This is a genomic window from Almyronema sp. (assembly GCF_052168255.1).
GTDB lineage: Bacteria > Cyanobacteriota > Cyanobacteriia > Phormidesmidales > Phormidesmidaceae > Sphaerothrix > Sphaerothrix epifaneia.
Genome location: NZ_JBQLZL010000023.1, coordinates 1 through 18,100, shown reverse-complemented (window position 1 = coordinate 18,100; position 18,100 = coordinate 1). Strand labels below are relative to the sequence as shown.

The following is an 18,100-nucleotide window of genomic DNA, read 5'->3' as shown; positions in this document are numbered from 1 at the left end:
AACAGCTCTACTCGATATACGGCGACTGAATGCGCTTGAGCAAAGCATAAAAAGGTTGCCAGTCATCTTCGACGGTAATGGGTTCCCAAACGGCTTCAATTTCAGGCCGCAGCAGTACCGGCTGTGGGTTGGTGCGCTTGAGCGTCTGGGCAACAGCCGCCATTTCGCTTTCGGGTAGATGCTGCAGGCAGAGGTAATAAATCCGTCGCCAGTCGTCTAGCCATTCGCGGGCGGCTGGATCAGAGGCTTGCATTGTGGTGCTGAGAATGCTGTCTGAGCCTTGACGCCAACGGGGGGCAAACTGGCGGGCTAGGCCAGCAAAAAAGTCGTGATAGCCGACTTGCGTGTTGCTGAGTAAGGCCAAGGTTTGGTCGAGCAGCTTTTCAGACAGTTCTTCAGCTAACGTGGTGAAGCCCAGCTTAGCCAACATCCGCTGACGATAAAACTGATGATAGTGGGCTTCAAACCGAGCCAGCCCTGCTGCCAAATCGGCTACTGGCATAATTAGCGACAGCGGCTTTTGCAACATCTTCAAATTCCACTGGCAGATCAAAGGCTGATTAGCGTAGCTGTAGCGACCCGCATAGTCAAAATAAGCGGCTGTGAATCTGGGGTTGTACTGATCCATGAAGGCGTATGGCCCGTAGTCAAAGCTTTCCCCCGTAATAGACATGTTGTCCGTATTGAGAACGGCGTGACAAAAACCGACCGACATCCACTGAGCGGCGAGCTGGGCAACTCGTTCTACCAGTTCAGCGTAGAAGTGGGCATAGCGATCGCCCGCGTCAGCTACTTTTAGCAAGTGTGGATAGTAAGTCTCAATTACGTGTTTTAACAGCTTGTCAATCAGATCAGGGCGACGATAATATTCCAGCCGCTCAAAGGTGCCAAAGCGAATATGAGAACGGCTAAAGCGCACCATGACCGATGACCGCGTGGGGGAGGGTTCGTCTCCTCGCCAGAGGGCTTCGCCTGTTTCAATGAGGCTGAGACAGCGAGAAGTTTTTACCCCCAAGGCATGCAGGGCTTCTGAGGCTAAGACCTCGCGTACGCCCCCTTTCAAAGTCAACCGCCCATCCCCACCGCGTGAATAAGGCGTTGTTCCCGACCCCTTAGTGCCAAAGTCATACAGTTCACCATCGCGACCGCGTACCTGCCCGTAAAGAAAGCCCCGGCCATCGCCTAGAAAAGGGTTGTACTCGCCAAACTGATAGCCGTGGTATCGCAGCGCTAACAAAGGCTGGCGGGTTTGGAATTGGCCGAAGGCTGCAACAAAGTGGGCGGCTGTGACGGCTTCAGGTGCTAGCCCCAGCTTTTGCAAAACATCCTCATTGCGAAAGCGGAGAATATGCTGCGGAAATTCGGCAGCAGAGACGATATCGTAATAGTCTTCACCGAGAGCTTCTAGCGCAGGTTCGTAGCTGAGTTGCAGCAGTGGATTAGAGGCAGCGTCCATTGATGACAGGCAGGTAACACACCAAAATGCTAAAAAGTTTTTTAGCAAAACTCTGTAGCTGGTGCTAGCCTAGCGTGATTTAGTCCTGCCATTGCAGAGAGATGGCAAACGCGCGATCGCGCTTGCATGGTTCAATTCGCGCCGACCGCATCTAAGCTAAGGCTAAGCTGCCCTTGGTGCATACCAGGATGAACCGTAACTAACCAACGACCCTTGAGATACTGAAACCCCTGGTTGTATCCCCAGATAGCCCCTGGCTGATCGTTAAGCTGAATATTGATCGAAATGCCAGTACAGTAATTGGCGCTGGGCGCTTCTCCTGCTGATAAACCCTGGCATTCTGTCCATAGGGTAAACCAGTCTTCACCGTAGAAAACTTTGGCGGGTTCATCGTCGGGCCGATCCGAAAAATAAACATCCAGATAGACAATCTGGCCGTCGTGATCAAACAAAAAATCTGAGAAGGCGGTACCCAAATCATCGTGACCAATTTCGCCTGCAAAGGTAGGCTGCTCAGGTGGTCTGGCCGCTTGATTTGGAGAGGGCGGGGTGGGTTGACTGGCGCTTGACTGAGCCGTGACAGCTTCAGGCGCTGGCGGAGTGGCTGCTGGGGTTGGGCTGGCGCTGCTGGTGGCTAGCGTGGCAGGCGGCTGAGCAGCCGTTGTTGAACTAGTGGGAGTACTGGCTGGGGGGATAGAAACTGAAATATTTTGCTGGCAGCTAGATATCGCGATCGCCATTCCGAGCAGCAGTAAGAATTTCATAGTTCAGTGAAAAACGGCAGCTTACTCAAAGTTCCCACGGCTGCCGAGCTTCTTCGCGGTCGCCCGCAACCGTCGGGACAAAAAACATCGAAGCTTGGCTTTTCGTTTTGTTGCCTTAAAGATTTTTTAGTTGTTTGTTAAAGCTGAATCCTGATATTCTGCTAGCCATTAAAGAAAAGGCAAATCTTTTCCAAAGCTAGTTTTTGAAAAATAGGAATTGTGGTATGTCGTCACTAGGTAGAAGATCACGGGTGCGGGCTGGAGGCTTTCTCCACGACTTTAGAGAGTTTGCCCTAAGGGGTAACGTTGTCGATCTGGCGGTTGCGGTCATCATTGGGGGAGCTTTTGGTGCGATTGTCTCTTCATTTGTTGAAGACATTCTCATGCCAGCGGTCATTAACCCCTTTTTGTCTCAGGCTGGAACCGACTGGCGCGAGGCAACGATTGGCCCTGGCATCCGAATTGGTAGCTTTTTCGGCACCATCATCGACTTTGTCATTATTGCTTTTGTTCTCTTTTTGGTGATTAAGGCTTTTGAGCGCTTCAAGCGTCAAGAAGAAGTAGAAGCTGAAGCTCCTGTTGAGCCTACTGTGGAAGAAAAGCTCAACGTCACCTTAGAGCGGCTAACGCACGCGATCGAATCGCGCCAAATTTAAATCTAGCGTCGTCTGGCTAAGCAATTTCAGCCACTACCTGGAATTGTTTAGCCAATAATGAGAAGCCACAAAACGGCGGTAAGGGCGATCGCACTTACATGTTGCGGCCACATCAGCTTAATAGACTGGCGAACAATTTTTTGGGTCAAAATGACGCTGGTGAGTAGCCCCGCTGTCAAGACAGCACTTTGTAAAAAGGCAATAACGGCTGGATGGGCGATATACACAGGTACCCCTTCGCCGCTGAAGCCAAATGTGGCAAAGCCAACAGAGAGAATTTGACCGCCTTCGCCCAACCCTAAATTGAGATAATGAGCCAAGTTAGCTGCCAGCACCAGCGGCAGGTAGCCATAAGCTAAGCTGACAAACCCCTTGGGCTGATAGCGAGTCGTTAACTTAAAGACCAGCCGCATCAACCTATCAGCAACGAAAGGCAATACCGCAGGCAAACCCAGCGCGGCGATCGCGGCGATCGCATGAATGCCAAAGTTACCCAAATCTAAATTTAGCCCTAGCTGCTGGTTAATCTGGGGTAGTCGGTGCAAAAAGACTGCTCCCAAGAGCAAAAACAGCAAGGCTACTTCGTAGCTACGAGGAATGTGAGTTGTCCATAGCTCAATGCCGGGAGGTCGCAGATTCACCTCTACCGATCGGTGCGGACAGGCTTTGAGACAGGTCATGCAAAGGACGCAGTCGCGGTTATCTTCGAGCTGGGCGGGGTGGGAGTAAAGCGGGCAGCCGTTGGTTTCCTGGCCTTCGCCTTTGGGTGGCCCCCCTTTATAGCACTGATAGGTGGTGCATTCAGCCGAGCAGGTGCCTTGTTGCGCTCGTAATTCTGTCATCGATAGCTTGGCAAACAGGCCATTCATGCCGCCAATGGGGCAGAGATAGCGGCACCAAAACCGCCGCTCAAAAATGGCTGAGAAAATCATGGCTCCAGCCGTAATCAGCAGCAATAGGCAGGCAGAAAGATAAGCCGTGTTTTCTAAATTCCACAGTTCTTCCCAAAGCAGAATCAAGGCAAACAAAGCGAACAAAAACCACCCCCCCCAGCGCTCGGCTTCGTGGCGGGGCCACTGCTTAAGCGATCGGGGTACCAGCCATAGCGAGAGCTTTTGAGTCACTTCGCCGTAGATCATAAAGGGGCAAATAGCACACCACACGCGCCCCACAAAGGGAAAGCCCAGCAGCACCAGCGGCCACCACCAAGCCCAAAACATGTTCAAAGCAAAGTTTTCCTGACGAGTTTGTGGCCCAACAAACAGCACCGCCACAATGAAGGCAAAAAAGGTGAGGGTAAAACCATAGTTGAGTCGATCCGGCCACCAAGGACTGCGCAGAAAATGGCGTAGCCGAGGATAGGCATTGAGCAGATTCAGCCGCAACTGTTTTTTGCGACCTTGAGACGGCCAGATAATCTCTTCGGTAATATTGGTGGCGCCAGCGAGTTGAGAAAGTGCCCGCTCCACTAGGCTAGATAGCTCCCGCAGGTTGTTGGGAAAGTCATAGGCTTGCAGGCGGCGCAAGGCTTCGGGGGTGAGGTTGGGTTTGTCGATGCCCCGCGCCCGACAGATGAGGCTGATGTAGTAGTTAATGTAGTCTTCGATGTCGGCTTTGCGCACCCGCAGCGGCGGTACTTTAATGACTTGACCAACTAGCGAGTTAATTTGGGGCAGGGGCTGTTCTGAAATAATGACAATGCGTGCTTGGGCTGTTTTGGCAGCGACCGCATCGGCTTCAGGACCGCGGCTGATGGGGGTGTATGTGTTGGTTTGCAGCAGGTGGGCGATCGCAGGCAGCAAATCGGGCGGCAACTCTTGTAGGTTGTTTAGAATCAGCGTTCCTTGCCCTAGCGCCTCTACCAAACCGGGTTTGCCGCCCGCCCGCCCAAATAGCTCGGCTCCGCTGGCCTGCACTTTAGAGCATTCCACCCGAATGACGGCTTCTCGTCGATCGCGAGAACCGTAGTGAATCAAGGCGGCAATATTGTCTTTTTCTAGCCCTGGTTCGCCGAAAATAATCACCGACTCGCGGCTATCAGAAGCGTTTTTAATTTGCGATCGCAGCCTTTGGGCATAACGACTGCGGCCAATAATGCCGCGTCGGGCTTTGGTGACTAGGTAAGGCCGCAGAATGGTTTGCCGCTCTTGCTCAAAGCTGAGCTGTGAAGAAAGCTGTTCAACTTCGGCGGCAAGCTGCTGGCTAAAAAGTTGCGTAATGGCAGGATAGGCTTGCACAACCTGGGCAAAGTCAGCGACGGGTACAAAGAAAAACTCACACTCGCTCAGGGTGATAAAGGTTTGCTGGACAGGCTGGTTTAGCAGCAGCGCTTGTAGATTAATGACCGAACCCGGTAGCAAGCTGACGGCTTTGGGGCGATCGCGATCGCTTTCGACTTTTCCCTGGCGAAGAATCCATAGCCCATCGGGTGATGCTTCGGCGAGGGTTAGGGTTTGTTCAGCCGCCACCGTACGGGCTTGCAGCAGCGGCGCGATCGCTTCTAAAATTTCCTGGCTTAAGCTATTGAGAGCCGTACGTTCTTTGAGCCAAGTTATGCAATCAGCAGCGGCCATAGGGCAAAGCCTGGTGAGGGTATGCTTTGATCTTCGTTCACTTCACCTGATCTGGTCAAAACAATGATTGAGCTTTTTCAACTTTGGGTACCGCTGGCGCTGCTGGGGCTAATTGTTCTAGCTGCTATTTACTTCAGTCGGCTTTGAGCCGTAGAGCCGTTGACGCTAGGTTAGCAACCTACAGTCGCGCGATCGCCTCGGCTATGTTTGCGAGGGCTTGCTGAATGTTTTCGGCGGAATTGGCGTAAGAGAGCCGCAGATAGCCTTCCCCATATTTGCCAAAAGCCGAACCAGACAGTACGGCTACGCCAGCCTGCTCAAGTAAATAATCTGCTAAGGCGTTGCTGTCTAGCGGCAATAACTGCACATTGGCAAAGGCATAAAAAGCGCCCTGTGGCAGGCGACAGCTTATACCCGCAATGGCGTTTAGCCCCGCTACAATCAGGTTGCGCCGTCGCTGAAACGCGCTCACCATTTGCTCGACTGCCGCTTGCGAACCTTGTAGAGCCTGCACGCCAGCCATTTGAGTAAACGATGCGGTACAAGAGTTAGAGTTGATCATCAGTTGCTCTAGCTTTTGGGCGATCGCCACTGGAGCCACCGCATAGCCCAACCGCCAACCTGTCATGGCATAGGTTTTAGAAAAGCCGTCTAGCAAGATGGTTTGAGCGGCCATGTTGGGCAAGCTCAGCAAGCTATGATGCACCTGGTCGTAGAGAATGCGGGAATAGATTTCGTCGGCTAGCACGTAAAACTGATGCTGCTGGGCTAAACGGGCGATCGCCTTCAAATCGTCCAGCGTTAGCACCCCTCCGGTTGGATTTTGAGGTGAGTTTAAAATCAGCAGCTTTGTGCGAGGCGTAATTGCGGCTTCTAAGTCGGCAATTTGAAAGCGAAAATCGACCGACTCTTGTAACGGTAGGGGCACTGGCCGAGCGCCAGTAAACCCAATCACCGACTCGTAAATGGGAAAGCCGGGGTTGGGGTAAATCACCTCATCGCCTGCTTCTACCAGCGCCAGCAGCGTAAAGAAAATGACGGGCTTAGCCCCCGGCATAACGACCACCTGCTCAGGCGAAACCGCGACCTGCCGCGTTTGGCTAACCTGCTCGGCGATCGCCTGCCGCAACGCTGGCAATCCGGCGGCTGGGGCATAGCCTGTATAGCCCTGTTGCATGGCCTCATAGGCGGCGTCACAGATGGCTGGAGCCGTGGCAAAATCAGGCTGACCAATCTCTAAATGTATGACTGAGCGCCCCGCCGCTTCTAGCTGCTTGGCCTTGGCCAATACTTCAAAGGCTGACTCTGTACCCAGCCGCTCCATTCGAGTTGCCCATGCTTTGCCCATGCTGCTGCCTCAGTCGCCCTCTCTTTACTGTATCGCCCCTGTCAGCAGATGAATAGGCACGGCTAGGCTGCAAGCTTACCTGCCTCAGGGCTTACCCATCTCCTAGCTTGAGCGGCGCAATAGCCGCAGAGGCCGAAGGCAGCGGACGAGCCGAGCGACGGCGACGGCGAGCGGCTAAAAACCGAGGCGGATGACGTGGCAGCGGATCTAACCCAGGCGCTCTGGGACGCTGGAGAGCATGGTAAAAATCGAGCAGGGCTAGCGCCACGCTAATTAACAGCCCCCCCGTTCCTAAAACAAACAAAAAGAGCGCTAGCGGAATTAGCCAGCCCCAGTTGAGCAAGGTTCGAGTGGCGAGAGCAAACGTGCTGCCGATAAACAGAAGCACTACATAGTGCATTAACAAGTGGCTGCTGCTGGCGAGCCGATACTGGCGTTGTAGGTGTTGGCGTTGCGATCGCAGTAAGGCTAGCCCAGCCCCTTCTGCGGCTTGAAACGTTCGGTGCGTATACTGCTGCTGTAGGCTTTGCAGTTGATGAATAATTGTGCTGTGCCGCAATCGCAGACCACTGAGTAGGCCAATGCAAACCGCTATCATCAACACTGAATTCAAAATCAGTTGGATTAGCTGGCTGGTTTGGGCGATTGTCATAGCCGCTCCCGGTAGCAATAAATTCGGACTGAGAAAAAGCGGTACGGTGAGGCAAGGCGCTGTTACTTGTTGATGGCTGGGTCGATCTGGCTATCAGGGAGTTGGCGCTTTGTATTCTCACAAGCCTGGGGCTGAAACCTGGCTAGGCGATCGCCCACCGCTTTGGATAATACAAATGTACTAAAATGAGGGCAATTTCTCAACCCACTGACGCAGAAAGACCTGAAATCAGTTGGTAGAAACGTAACAACGCGTCTGATCAGGGTGCGATATAGTGTGTAGCAGCCTGCGGTTGCCGGGGCAATTGTTAGATTTGTTGGCTGATCACAATATGCGTGAGGGAAATCTCCCTCAAAAATCATGCGGTCTTCTCAGCTTAAAAATATTGCACTTTATTTGCTGTGCCTGTTGATGTTGCCCCTGCTCATGGCGGGTATTAAGGTCGCTATTACCTGGGCAGCAGAACAGTACGTTTACTCAGTTCCCTGGATTGGGGGATTGCTCAAAAGTCTGGAAATTGCTGAACTGACCAATATCTTGGTCTTTGCTGTGTTGGGGTTAGGGTTGGGGGCGGCGACTGTTTTTCTGCCGCCGCGCCAAGGGCTAGCAGCCAAGGTAAGTGTCTTGCTGCTGGTGTTTGGGCTAGCGGCAGGGGTTTTTAGCGCTAGCTATCTCACCCGGCAACATCTGTGGATTCGGCAAGTAGCCGCCCAGTCAGATCTGACCTTGGTAGCGGCTCAAGACCTGACAAACGATTTGTTGCTAACGCAGGTAGGCGATCGCGGTTTTTGGGGGTTTTATCGCTACACAACGCAGGTACCGATCTTGCCCACTGAACCTAGAGACTTACAAAACCTGGCCGAAGAAGAAAAGTGGATGCGCTCTGAACTAACCCGCTTTAGCGGTGTAGAACCGGGCATTTTTTCGCGGGTGTTTCATTTGGCGGGCTGGGGAATTCGCCTGTTTTATATGCTGTTGGCGGCTGTTACCGTGCTGATTTATTTCTTGAAGGGTACGCAGTGGGCCGAGGCTCAAACGCCTAAACCTAAGCCGCAGCCAGTGCCCAAAATACCCCAAAAGCGATGACTTCATTAGCAGCCCTGATCTTGGTAGGGGGAAACAGTACCCGTATGGGTACAGATAAAGCCTTGCTGGTGCTTGAAGGGCAACCGCTACTGCAAAAAATTTGCCAGATAGCTCAGGGGGTGGCCGATCCAGTCTATGTGGTGACTCCTTGGCGCGATCGCTATCGGGCTGTGGTTCCGGCAGGCTGTCTTTTAATTCAAGAAACGGCTTTCGATCGCCAGGATGCCGCAGACTTTCCGGAAATTGCTCATGGGCCGATGGTGGGGTTTATGCAGGGGCTACGCCAGGTGCAGACGGAGTGGGTACTGCTACTGGCCTGCGATTTACCCAATCTACAGGTCGAGGTGTTACAGCAATGGGCCACCGGATTACCCCACGTACCGCCTGCCGCGATCGCCCTTTTGCCCCGGCATGACGAAGGCTGGGAGCCGCTGTGTGGCTACTATCGCCGCTCGTGTTTAACCGGGCTAGAAAGCTTTGTCGCGGCAGGGGGTCGTTCGTTTCAACGCTGGCTGAGTTATCATCCCGTGGCTGCGATTGAAGGCTGGAACCGTCACTTGCTGTTCAACTGCAACACCCCTGCCGATCTACGGCAGACTATAGAAAATGATCAATTTAACTTAACCTGAAGTAACAGAATTCTCAGGAGCGAAATCACATGGAGGCAATGGACTTTTTTCGACTGAGCGAAGGTCGCTGGCGATCGCAGCGAACAACTCACCACCTGCCGTTTCGCCGGGCTGAACTGGGAGAACTTGAGATCCGCGCCAGCGCCTTAGAAGCAGGCGACCCCCGACTGGCAGAAATCTGCCAGCTTCACCAGATTGATCCGGCCTTAGCCATTGGCGGCGGTTCGATCCAGTGGCAGGGGTCAATGGCCTGGGATCAAGACAAAGCAGGTCATCAGGGCGCGACCATTTTTGCCCTGGTGCCAGATGAGGATAACCCTAAGCAGGGCAAGCTCTTGAGAGATATTGGCTACGCTGAGAAAGCCCCTGTAGTGGGCTATTTTCAAGTGGACAATCAGGGAGGGCTGGTTTTGATTACTGACTACGAAGCTACCAGTTCGGTTGAGCGTTTTTGGTTTCCTAACCCCAACTTGCGCATTCGAACCAGCACCGTGCAGCGTTTTGGTGGCTTTAGCACCGCCTCTTTTTGTGCTGAAACTCGCTTAAGTGATGACGCTGTCGAGAGTGCCCATGTTGAACCCCAGCCAGCCAACGCCGCCCCTCAACTACATTCCATCTGGGGTTGGTAAGGCCGATCCAATTTTGCTGGGTTCAGATTATTTGCAGCAGGTGCGGCAGGTGGCGATCGCGCCAGACATGATTCAGCTCCCCGACGATATTCACCAGCGGCTGCAAATTAACCGCTGGATCGGGCTGCATATTGACCGGATCAACGCCCAGCTAAAGCAGTACCTTACCGAGTGCCAAAACTGCTTTAAATCTAGCCAGCAAGTTGCGGCAGCCGTTTTGGCAGCGCCGCTTTCAGCCCGCTATGGCATTGATGCGGTTTGTAATTTGCAAACAACCCCTGCAACGCTGCTGATCGATATTGGCCAAATTGTGCCTACCGACTGGCAAGCAGCGGTTGTTCACGAATACGCCCATGCGCAAGTGGGTTCACCCGGGCACGACCAGCTGTTTCGGCAGGTTTTGCAACATCTTTGCCTGGGGCTAGCCCTGCCGATACCGCCGCTGACGCTGACAGTTGAGCAGTTGAGCAGTTGGCCGCCTTGCCAACAACAAACCGACAAATTTGCTTTTTGGACAGGAAAATTGTAAAAAATGAGACGATTTTTGAGAAATATTTGAAAACTTTGATTTGATTTAAGCAATCGCAAAAACGGTGGCCTCGCCTCTCTATGCTGAGGTGATTAAGTACTTTTGCTTAACAACGAGGATAATAAACCGTGACCATTCCCCTTTTAGAATATGCGCCGTCCAGTCAAAACCAGCGAGTGAACGGTTACGAAATTCCTAACGATGACCAGCCGCGCCGCTACAGTGTAGACGACAATTTAGCGGCGTCTGAGATGGATGCCTTAATTGAGGCTGCCTATCGACAAATCTTTTTTTATGCCTTTGAGTGCGATCGCGACCCCGCTTTAGAGTCTCAGCTTCGCAGCGGCCAGATTACGGTGCGAGGGTTTATTCGTGGGCTTTTGCTCTCGGCCACTTATCGCAACAGCTTTTATGAGCTAAACAGCAATTATCGCTTTGTTGAGCAGTGCATTCGTCGCGTGTTGGGGCGAGAGGTATACAGCGATCGCGAAAAACTGGCCTGGTCAACCACAATTGCAACGCTGGGTTATCAGGGCTTTATTGAAGCGCTACTAAACAGCTCAGAATATCTGGAAAACTTTGGGGACAATACCGTCCCTTATCCGCGGCGGCGGGTACTGCTGGGGCATAGCCTGGGCGATCGCCCGGTTGACTTGCAGCTACCCCGCTATGATGCCTACTACCGCAGCCAGCTACAGCAGTTAGGCAACCACTTTGCCGGGGCAGATGGCTACCGCTGGAACTGGCAGCGTCCCCCTTATCCTCAATGGGTGCGCAAGACCGGAGCGGCGATCGCCTATGGTGGAGCAGCGTTCGTAGGGCTGCTGCTGCTGGCGGTGGTACTCTCCTGGTTCGGCTGGATTCAGGTTTAGCGAACCGCTGAGCCGCTTAAAGCAGGGGTGCCCAGTTTGTTGGCTGGGTACCCTTTCTGATTCAAGCGTTGTCCGAGGGGGCTGCTTGGGCTAGGATGTAGGGCAAGTCGCTAGAAAAGGGTGCCTCTGTTGTTAGCTTGGTGCTGCTATAGCTGTAGTCACTGGAGTTAAGCCCCTTAAATGGCTAAAAGCCGCTGACAGAAAACCTTTGATTCTGCCTTTAGCCTGCTGCCGTTAGCTGATCGCTGCTTTGGGATGCTGGCAGCTTTGGCAAAGCTGGGGTGTCTGAATCTACTTAGCTTTCCCTTTACCCAGAGGGGCTTCGAGATGAATCGCAACCGTCTTCGCACTATCCGTCTCAATGCCACATTGATCAAATCCCTGAGTCTGGCGGTGGTGGCTGGCTTCTGGCTGCAAACAGAGGCGATCGCTTTGAGGATGAGTGGCGATCGCCCTGCTACAGACAGCCGCTACGCCCAAGAAGGACTGCTAGAGGAACTCGAAAATTTTGACTACTGGCGCAACCTGTGTGAGCTACAAGCCAGTGCCGCCCAGTATGACAAAGCCATCACCGCCTGCGAAAAAGCCATTGAGCTGCGGCCTCGCGATTCCGATATTTGGGCGTTGCACAGCGGTATTTTGGTAGCGCAGCAGCAGTATCCAGAGGCGATCGCGTCTGCCAATCAATCGCTGGGTTTAAATAGCGAAAACTCGTTAGCGCTGACCTACCAGTGCATTGCTTTTTCTGAGCTAGACCAAACCGAAATGGCGCTAGACAAGTGCAATGAAGCCTTACGCGTTAACGGCAGTTGGGGCAACCAATCGCCTGCTTTGGCCTGGTTTCGGCGAGGGCTGATTTTGGCTCAGATGGGAGACTACGAGCAAGCGCTGGTGGCCTATGAACGGGTGCTGCTGCTGGAACCCGGAGACTCGCTGGTACTGGCCTATCGCTGCGAAGCGCTACGCAATTTGGCTAACTACGAAGCCGCCATTGGTGCCTGTGAAAATGCTTTGATTGGCAATGGTGACTGGCGTGACCAAACCGCCGCGATCGCCTGGTACAACCAAGGGTTAGCCCAAGCCCAGCTAGAAGATTACTTAGCCGCCATTTCGCTCTATGATCGCGCTATTGAAATTGACCCCGAAAACGCTTTGGTCTGGACTGCCCAAGGTAGAGCTTTAGAGCAGCTAGAAGAATACGCCGAAGCGCTTACCTCCTACAGCCGCGCCGTCGAACTCCAGCCTGACCATTCTCGCGCTTTAGTGGGGCAATGTACCCTATTCAACAAGCTAGAACAGTACGACATGGCGATCGCCGCTTGCGAACAAGCCCTCGCCCCTGAAAGTGACGCTATCTGGTGGGAAGCCGGACCAGCGCAAGCCTGGATTCAGCGCGCCCATGCCCTCACGGGTCAAGGCGAATACGAAGCTGCCTTGGCGTCAGCTAACCGCGCCGTGGGCATTAGCCCCCAGTTTACAGAAGCCTGGAGCGATCGCAGCGTTATTCTTTGGTTTTTAGAGCGCTACCCCGAAGCTTTGGATTCCGTCCAAAAAGCGATTGATCTAGACCCTCGCTATGCACGGGCTTGGGCAAATCGAGGGGGGATTTTACGAACGCTAGAAGAGTACGAAGCTGCCCTTAGTGCCTATGAAACGGCTTTGCAGATCGATCCCAGCGATGACCTCACCTGGGCTAATCGCAGTGTGGTGTTGTGGTACTTAGATCGCTACGAAACGGCTTTGCTATCAGCCAACCGAGCCGTTACGCTGAATCCAGATCTGTTTCAGGGCTGGTACAACCGCGCTATTAATTTAGCTGCCCTCAACCGCTACGAAGAAGCCCTCACTGCCTACCAGCAAGCCCTGCAAATTGACGCTGAAAACGCCGATGCTTGGGCTGGGCTGGCGCTTGCCTTTAGCCGCCTGGGGCGACTGCAAGAGGCTCAGGTCGTCGTGACGCAAGCGCTTGCCCTCAATCCTGCTCAGCCTACCGCTTTGGCACTGATGCAAAATATTAATCAGCAATTGCAGCAACAGCAGCAACAATCGGTCATGCAATAATCGGCAACATTTGCAGCCAGAGAGAAAGCGATCGCCTAGTCTGGAGAAAGCAAATCAGGGATTGTATGAACCCTTAAGGGCGCACTACGCTTTTAGCCGCTTGGCTACTCAGGCAACCCTGGGCGCGGCTCAGACTAGGGTCGATAGCCGCAGCGGTATCGGCTAGGGCAAAGGGGCGAGTTTTTCAGCAATCACAGCATTAGGAGCAAGGTCATGACGAGGGCTTTAGATCGTCAGTGGCGGCGGCAAAAACGCTGGTTCAAATGGCTGCGCTTTGGCGGTTTGCTCTTTTTGAGCTTGGTCTTGAGCAGCCTCAGCGCTTGGCTGTCGCCAGCGATCGCGACGCCGCCAGCCGCCTTTGCGTCGGTTCCCAGTGGGCCGCTGCTGAGGACTGAAGGCTGGGTAGCCGAAACGCAAACCGACGCCCAGCAAACGGATTTACTCCAAGACGGTCAGCGCCTTTACGAAAACGGTGAACTAGAAGCGGCTGCGACCATGCTGCAACAGGCGGTTGAAACGTATCAAAGCGCTGGCGATCGCCTGAGGCAAGCCGCTGCTTTAGCCAACCTGGCGCTTGTGTATGGCCAGCAAGGTAACTGGGACTTGGCAAATCAAACCATAGCAGCCAGTCAAACCACGATTGGATCAGTCGCCACAGGCGATCGCCAAATGCGTTCTGTGCAGGCTCAAACCCTCGATATTCAAGGCCGCCTGCACTATGCTCAAGGGCAGCAGCAGGCGGCCTACGAAACCTGGCAGCAAACAGCCCAGCTTTATCAGCAGCTAGGCGATCAAACCCGTTGGGTACGTAGTTTAATTCGTCAGGCTAAAGCCCTCCAAGCCCAAGGATTTTATCTGCGCTCAGTCACAGAAATACTGCAACCGCTAACAGCCGCTCTGCAACAACAGCCCGATTCCCTCAGCAAAGTGACTAGCCTGCACACCTTAGGCGAAGCCCTAGTCGTAGCGGGCGATCTTTCTAGCGCTCGCCAGACGGTGAATCAGGCCATTCGTCTGGCTGAGCAATTAGCTGCCGACTCTAGAACTGAGCCTTCTCAGCAGCCCGCTTTGCAGCAGGCGATCGCGGCAGCACGGTTAACGCTGGGCAACATTCTAAAATTTACTGACACTACAGCAGCGCTGAACGAATATGCCCAGGTTGTGCGCCTAGCCGATCCGGCGAACCAAGTTCGAGCTAAGCTCAACCTTTTGAGTCTATTCATTGAGCAAAATCGCTTTGCTGACGCCCCTGCGGTGGTAGCCGACCTGCAAACTCAGCTAGCCACCCTCCCCCCCAACCAGGATACGCTTGAGAGCCAGATTCACTTTGTTTATGATTTACTGGCCTGGAAAGCGGCTACTAGGAGTTCTCAACCCAGCGATGAGTTGCTCTTTGACCAACTGGCGATCGCCCGTGACCAGGCGATAAAGCTCAACCACAAGCGATCGATCGCTTACGTAACCGGAGCCTTTGGGCAAGCTTACACGCTCAACCAGGATTTTGAGCAAGCCCGAACCGCGACAGAAGCTGCCCTGTTTTTAGCCAAATCGATCAACGCCAAAGACATTACCTATCGCTGGTATGACCAGTTGGGCGAAATTTTAGAGCAGCAGCGCGATCGCTCTGGGGCGATTGCAGCCTATAGCGGTGCTGTCGAAACGCTCAAAGCGCTACGTGCCGACCTGGCTAATGTCAATCCTGATGTCCAGTTTTCTTTCAAAGAAAATATTGAGCCGATTCACCGCAAGCTGGTGAGCCTGCTTTTAGACGCCGACAGCAGCGATGGCAACAACTTAGACCAGGCGCGACGCGTAATTGAGTCGCTGCGTGTAGAAGAATTGAATGATTATCTCAGAGCGGCCTGCCTCGATCGCCAGGAAGTCGATTTAGAAGAAATTGCCAGCAACCAGCAAGTAGCCGTTGTTTACCCCATCATTTTAGAAAAGCAATTGGCTATTATTACCAGCTTGCCGCGACCCGGCACGGGCACCAAGCAGGTGGCAACTACCGCAAACCAGGCTAACTTCAAGCTCTATCGCCAGGATATTGCGGCCACTCAAATTCAAGCTCAGTTTCGCCAGCTACGGCAAGCCTTCAGCAACCGCGTTAGCTTGGGCTTTCGCGAAGCGGCTACGACGGCTTACGACTTGCTAATTCGCCCTATGGAGCTAGATTTAGCAAGTGCTAATGTGCAAACGCTGGTTTTTGTTTTAGATGGAGCGATGCGCAGTGTGCCGATGGCGGCACTGCTAGATAGTCAAACGAATGAATATCTAATTGAAAAATACAGTATTGCGCTGACCCCTGGGATTGAACTGTTTGCCCCACGACCGTTGCAAAGCCAACAGCTATCAGTTTTGGCATTTGGGTTGTCAGAAGGCATTACGGTGAGCTTGCCCGATGGCGGCAGTGAGCGCTTTTCTGATTTGCCCAATGTCGAAACTGAACTGCAGGAAATTAAAACCTACATTCCCAACACTCAGGCTTTTATCAATGAAGCATTTACCCCAACGGCCTTTGCCAAAGCCGTAGAAAGCAGTTCTGCGCCGATTTTGCATCTGGCTACTCACGGGCAGTTTAGCTCAGAAAACCGCAATACCTTTATTGTCGCTAGGTCGCAAGAGCCGATTTTTAGCGAAAAATTCACCACTATTTTGCAGTCTAATGAACTGAATCGATCGGGGGATATTGAACTGCTGGTGCTGAGTGCTTGTGAAACGGCTGCTGGAGATGAACGGGCGGCTTTGGGGCTGGCAGGGTTAGCGGTGCGAGCGGGTGCCCGCAGTACGCTGGCGAGTCTCTGGCAGGTGGATGATGTGGCAACTTCACTGCTGATGGGGCGTTTTTATGAAAGTTTGTCTACTCGGCAGGTGACTAAAGCCGAAGCGTTGCGCCAAGCTCAACTGGCGATTTTGGAAAATCCTCGGTTTCGTCGGCATCCCTATTACTGGGCACCGTTTGTTTTGATTGGAAACTGGCTGTAATGTGGGTGACGCCGCTTAGCCGTAAAATTCCGGTGAACTATTGCAAAAGCTTTATAGAAACCCGGTTTGCGCTGACTAAAATGAGACAGTCATAGGCTCCTAAAAATACCTGCGATCGCCCCCTCTAGTCATCTCAGCAGGTTCTTTCAAAAGTTGCCTTGAGCGTTCCCAGCGCATCTGCCCGCGATCGCTTTTAGCTAATTTATTGACATCCATTGGGAGAAAATCCGATGTTGGGGTTTCAATCTTTGCGGTCTTTTCGATGCGCCCTTGCTGCTACGCTGACGCTAAGCGCTTGTCTAGCGGTAGCGCCATCGGCGAAAGCGCAAATTACCCCCGATCAAAGCCTGGGGGCAGAAAGCTCAGTGGTAACGCCTGATGTAGAAGTTAGAGGGGCGATCGCTGATCAAATCAACGGTGGTGCCGCCCGTGGCCAAAACCTCTTCCACAGCTTTCAAGACTTCAACGTTCTCACCAATCAGCGGGTCTACTTTGCCAATCCGGCCAGCATTGAAAACATTATCAGCCGAGTCACAGGCGGCAACCTGTCTAACATTGACGGTTTATTAGGTGTCGATGGTGCCGCCAATCTATTTTTTCTCAACCCCAACGGCATTGTTTTTGGCCCTCATGCTCAATTGGATGTTTCTGGTTCCTTTGTTGCAGGTACAGGTACAGGCTTTACGTTCTTAGACGGCAGTGAATTTAGCGCCACTAACCCCAATGCCGCCCCTTTAGTCACCGTTAACCTCACTCCCGGCATCCAGTTTGGCCCCGATGCCCCAGCGGCTCTCACCAGTCAGGCCAACCTGGCGGCGGGGCAAGATTTGCGCTTGGCGGCGGGTGCCGTCACTAGCAGCGGCAACCTGACAGCGGGCGGTCAAGTTTCGGTTGAAGGTGTGAGTGGCAATGTGCAGGTGCAAGATGTCACGGCAGACTCGGCTTTGCTCTCGGCTCAAGGCGACTTGATTCTGGCAGAAAATCAACTACAAACCACCAACGACCTAACGCTACAAGCCACAGGCACAGTCAGCATTCGCGACAGTGAGCAAAATGCCTTTAGCGCCGATGCGGGCGGCAATCTGACAATTCGGGGTGAAGAAGCGATCAATATTCTGGCGCTAAATCATCCCGAAACCCCCTTTCGCAGCGGTGGCGACTTAACCCTAATTAGCGATGGCCTGATTTCAGGAGACGCCCATTACGAAAGCGGTGGCAACTTTTCGATTTTGAATACAACGGGGGGCGGTGGCGACTTCCTCAGCTTTTATGACCCGATTATTTTGGCAACGGGTAATGTCAGCTTTGGTACCTATAGCGGCGTTTCCCTCAAAATAGAAGCCGGGGGCAGTATTAGTGCCACAGGCAATATCACCATTACTGGGCCTGAAACGGCAGCAGCAGTCGCAGGTGATCCCGATGCGGCTACATTAACGGCAAGTGCGGCATTAATTCTGCGATCGGGGCAAGCGAGCGTCGTCACCGACACGGATCTAACTACGGTCGATAACCCACCAGATAGTGATTTTACGCCTGACGAGCCAACGGCTAGCGCGGCCTCAGGAGCCGATATTGATATTGGCGGCAATATCGATGCAGGCGACGGCGCAGCAGGTGAGATCATCTTGGTGACCAATGGCGGTTCGATTAATTTGAATGGCTCATCTGTCACGGCCAACGGGGGAGATATTACTTTAGAAGGCACCGTCAACTTTAATAATGGTGTGGTCACGGGCAATGTGACGGGGGGTACAGGAGCTGATGCCTATAACTTTAATGGCGGCACGCTCACGGGCAGTCTTAACGGCGCAGGCGGCAGCGACACCCTGACCGGAGGCAACGTTGCTAATACTTTTACCG

General features: G+C 53.2%; 14 protein-coding genes. 9 read left to right on the top strand and 5 right to left on the bottom strand.

Annotated elements, in window-relative coordinates:
• Positions 1–7: 7 nt before the first annotated feature.
• Together ACTS3T_RS03910 and ACTS3T_RS03905 are read right to left on the bottom strand one after the other, a co-directional pair.
• Complete coding sequence (locus ACTS3T_RS03910; protein ID WP_377964281.1) at positions 8–1,456, bottom strand: protein adenylyltransferase SelO; 1,449 nt, start codon at positions 1,454–1,456, stop codon at positions 8–10.
• Between the two features lie 131 nt (positions 1,457–1,587).
• Positions 1,588–2,220 carry a hypothetical protein gene (locus ACTS3T_RS03905; protein ID WP_377964279.1) on the bottom strand — a complete coding sequence of 211 codons (633 nt, stop codon included), beginning with the start codon at positions 2,218–2,220 and terminating at the stop codon, positions 1,588–1,590.
• A 224-nt stretch (positions 2,221–2,444) separates the two neighbouring features.
• On the opposite strand from ACTS3T_RS03905, the gene mscL reads away from it, so the two are divergent.
• A complete protein-coding gene (gene mscL / locus ACTS3T_RS03900; protein ID WP_377964277.1) occupies positions 2,445–2,876 on the top strand; it encodes a large conductance mechanosensitive channel protein MscL in 432 nt (143 codons plus the stop codon).
• 47 nt (positions 2,877–2,923) lie between these two features.
• Here the strand turns inward: mscL and ACTS3T_RS03895 are convergent, their stop codons facing one another.
• The 3 genes from ACTS3T_RS03895 to ACTS3T_RS03885 form a co-directional block, all read right to left on the bottom strand.
• Positions 2,924–5,449 (bottom strand): sigma 54-interacting transcriptional regulator, encoded by a 2,526-nt coding sequence (locus ACTS3T_RS03895; protein WP_377964275.1) that lies wholly within the window; start codon positions 5,447–5,449, stop codon positions 2,924–2,926.
• 178 nt (positions 5,450–5,627) lie between these two features.
• The gene (locus tag ACTS3T_RS03890) at positions 5,628–6,797 is read right to left on the bottom strand and encodes a pyridoxal phosphate-dependent aminotransferase (RefSeq protein WP_462934800.1); all 1,170 of its coding nucleotides are present in this window, start codon (positions 6,795–6,797) and stop codon (positions 5,628–5,630) included.
• 91 nt (positions 6,798–6,888) lie between these two features.
• Complete coding sequence (locus ACTS3T_RS03885) at positions 6,889–7,449, bottom strand: DUF2721 domain-containing protein (RefSeq protein ID WP_377964271.1); 561 nt, start codon at positions 7,447–7,449, stop codon at positions 6,889–6,891.
• Positions 7,450–7,809: 360 nt separating this feature from the next.
• On the opposite strand from ACTS3T_RS03885, the gene ACTS3T_RS03880 reads away from it, so the two are divergent.
• From ACTS3T_RS03880 to ACTS3T_RS03845, 8 genes are all read left to right on the top strand, one after another.
• Positions 7,810–8,535, top strand: coding sequence for a hypothetical protein (locus tag ACTS3T_RS03880; RefSeq protein ID WP_377964269.1), 726 nt, complete (start codon positions 7,810–7,812; stop codon positions 8,533–8,535).
• Entirely contained in the window at positions 8,532–9,164 is a 633-nt protein-coding gene (locus tag ACTS3T_RS03875; protein WP_377964267.1) for a molybdenum cofactor guanylyltransferase, read from the top strand. The genes ACTS3T_RS03880 and ACTS3T_RS03875 overlap by 4 nt, the downstream gene beginning before the upstream one ends.
• A 29-nt stretch (positions 9,165–9,193) precedes the next feature.
• The gene (locus ACTS3T_RS03870) at positions 9,194–9,793 is read left to right on the top strand and encodes a phycobiliprotein lyase (RefSeq protein ID WP_462934799.1); all 600 of its coding nucleotides are present in this window, start codon (positions 9,194–9,196) and stop codon (positions 9,791–9,793) included.
• Positions 9,714–10,322, top strand: coding sequence for a hypothetical protein (locus ACTS3T_RS03865; RefSeq protein WP_377964263.1), 609 nt, complete (start codon positions 9,714–9,716; stop codon positions 10,320–10,322). The genes ACTS3T_RS03870 and ACTS3T_RS03865 overlap by 80 nt, the downstream gene beginning before the upstream one ends.
• Positions 10,323–10,450: 128 nt before the next feature.
• The gene (locus ACTS3T_RS03860; protein ID WP_377964261.1) at positions 10,451–11,194 is read left to right on the top strand and encodes a phycobilisome rod-core linker polypeptide; all 744 of its coding nucleotides are present in this window, start codon (positions 10,451–10,453) and stop codon (positions 11,192–11,194) included.
• A gap of 327 nt (positions 11,195–11,521) precedes the next feature.
• The gene (locus ACTS3T_RS03855) at positions 11,522–13,255 is read left to right on the top strand and encodes a tetratricopeptide repeat protein (protein ID WP_377964259.1); all 1,734 of its coding nucleotides are present in this window, start codon (positions 11,522–11,524) and stop codon (positions 13,253–13,255) included.
• 213 nt (positions 13,256–13,468) lie between these two features.
• Complete coding sequence (locus tag ACTS3T_RS03850) at positions 13,469–16,240, top strand: CHAT domain-containing protein (RefSeq protein WP_377964257.1); 2,772 nt, start codon at positions 13,469–13,471, stop codon at positions 16,238–16,240.
• 230 nt (positions 16,241–16,470) lie between these two features.
• The coding region (locus ACTS3T_RS03845; RefSeq protein ID WP_462934798.1) for a two-partner secretion domain-containing protein at positions 16,471–18,100 on the top strand (1,630 nt) is incomplete at its 3' end.

Excerpts from the sequence above, each read along its gene's own strand:
- ACTS3T_RS03910 (WP_377964281.1), bottom strand. The coding sequence starts at position 1,456 with ATGGACGCTGCCTCTAATCCACTGCTGCAACTCAGCTACGAACCTGCG.
- ACTS3T_RS03895 (WP_377964275.1), bottom strand. The coding sequence starts at position 5,449 with ATGGCCGCTGCTGATTGCATAACTTGGCTCAAAGAACGTACGGCTCTC.
- ACTS3T_RS03890 (WP_462934800.1), bottom strand. The coding sequence starts at position 6,797 with ATGGGCAAAGCATGGGCAACTCGAATGGAGCGGCTGGGTACAGAGTCA.
- ACTS3T_RS03885 (WP_377964271.1), bottom strand. The coding sequence starts at position 7,449 with ATGACAATCGCCCAAACCAGCCAGCTAATCCAACTGATTTTGAATTCA.
- ACTS3T_RS03870 (WP_462934799.1), top strand. The coding sequence starts at position 9,194 with ATGGAGGCAATGGACTTTTTTCGACTGAGCGAAGGTCGCTGGCGATCG.
- ACTS3T_RS03855 (WP_377964259.1), top strand. The coding sequence starts at position 11,522 with ATGAATCGCAACCGTCTTCGCACTATCCGTCTCAATGCCACATTGATC.
- ACTS3T_RS03850 (WP_377964257.1), top strand. The coding sequence starts at position 13,469 with ATGACGAGGGCTTTAGATCGTCAGTGGCGGCGGCAAAAACGCTGGTTC.
- ACTS3T_RS03875 (WP_377964267.1), top strand. The coding sequence starts at position 8,532 with ATGACTTCATTAGCAGCCCTGATCTTGGTAGGGGGAAACAGTACCCGT.
- mscL (WP_377964277.1), top strand. The coding sequence starts at position 2,445 with ATGTCGTCACTAGGTAGAAGATCACGGGTGCGGGCTGGAGGCTTTCTC.
- ACTS3T_RS03905 (WP_377964279.1), bottom strand. The coding sequence starts at position 2,220 with ATGAAATTCTTACTGCTGCTCGGAATGGCGATCGCGATATCTAGCTGC.
- ACTS3T_RS03880 (WP_377964269.1), top strand. The coding sequence starts at position 7,810 with ATGCGGTCTTCTCAGCTTAAAAATATTGCACTTTATTTGCTGTGCCTG.
- ACTS3T_RS03865 (WP_377964263.1), top strand. The coding sequence starts at position 9,714 with ATGACGCTGTCGAGAGTGCCCATGTTGAACCCCAGCCAGCCAACGCCG.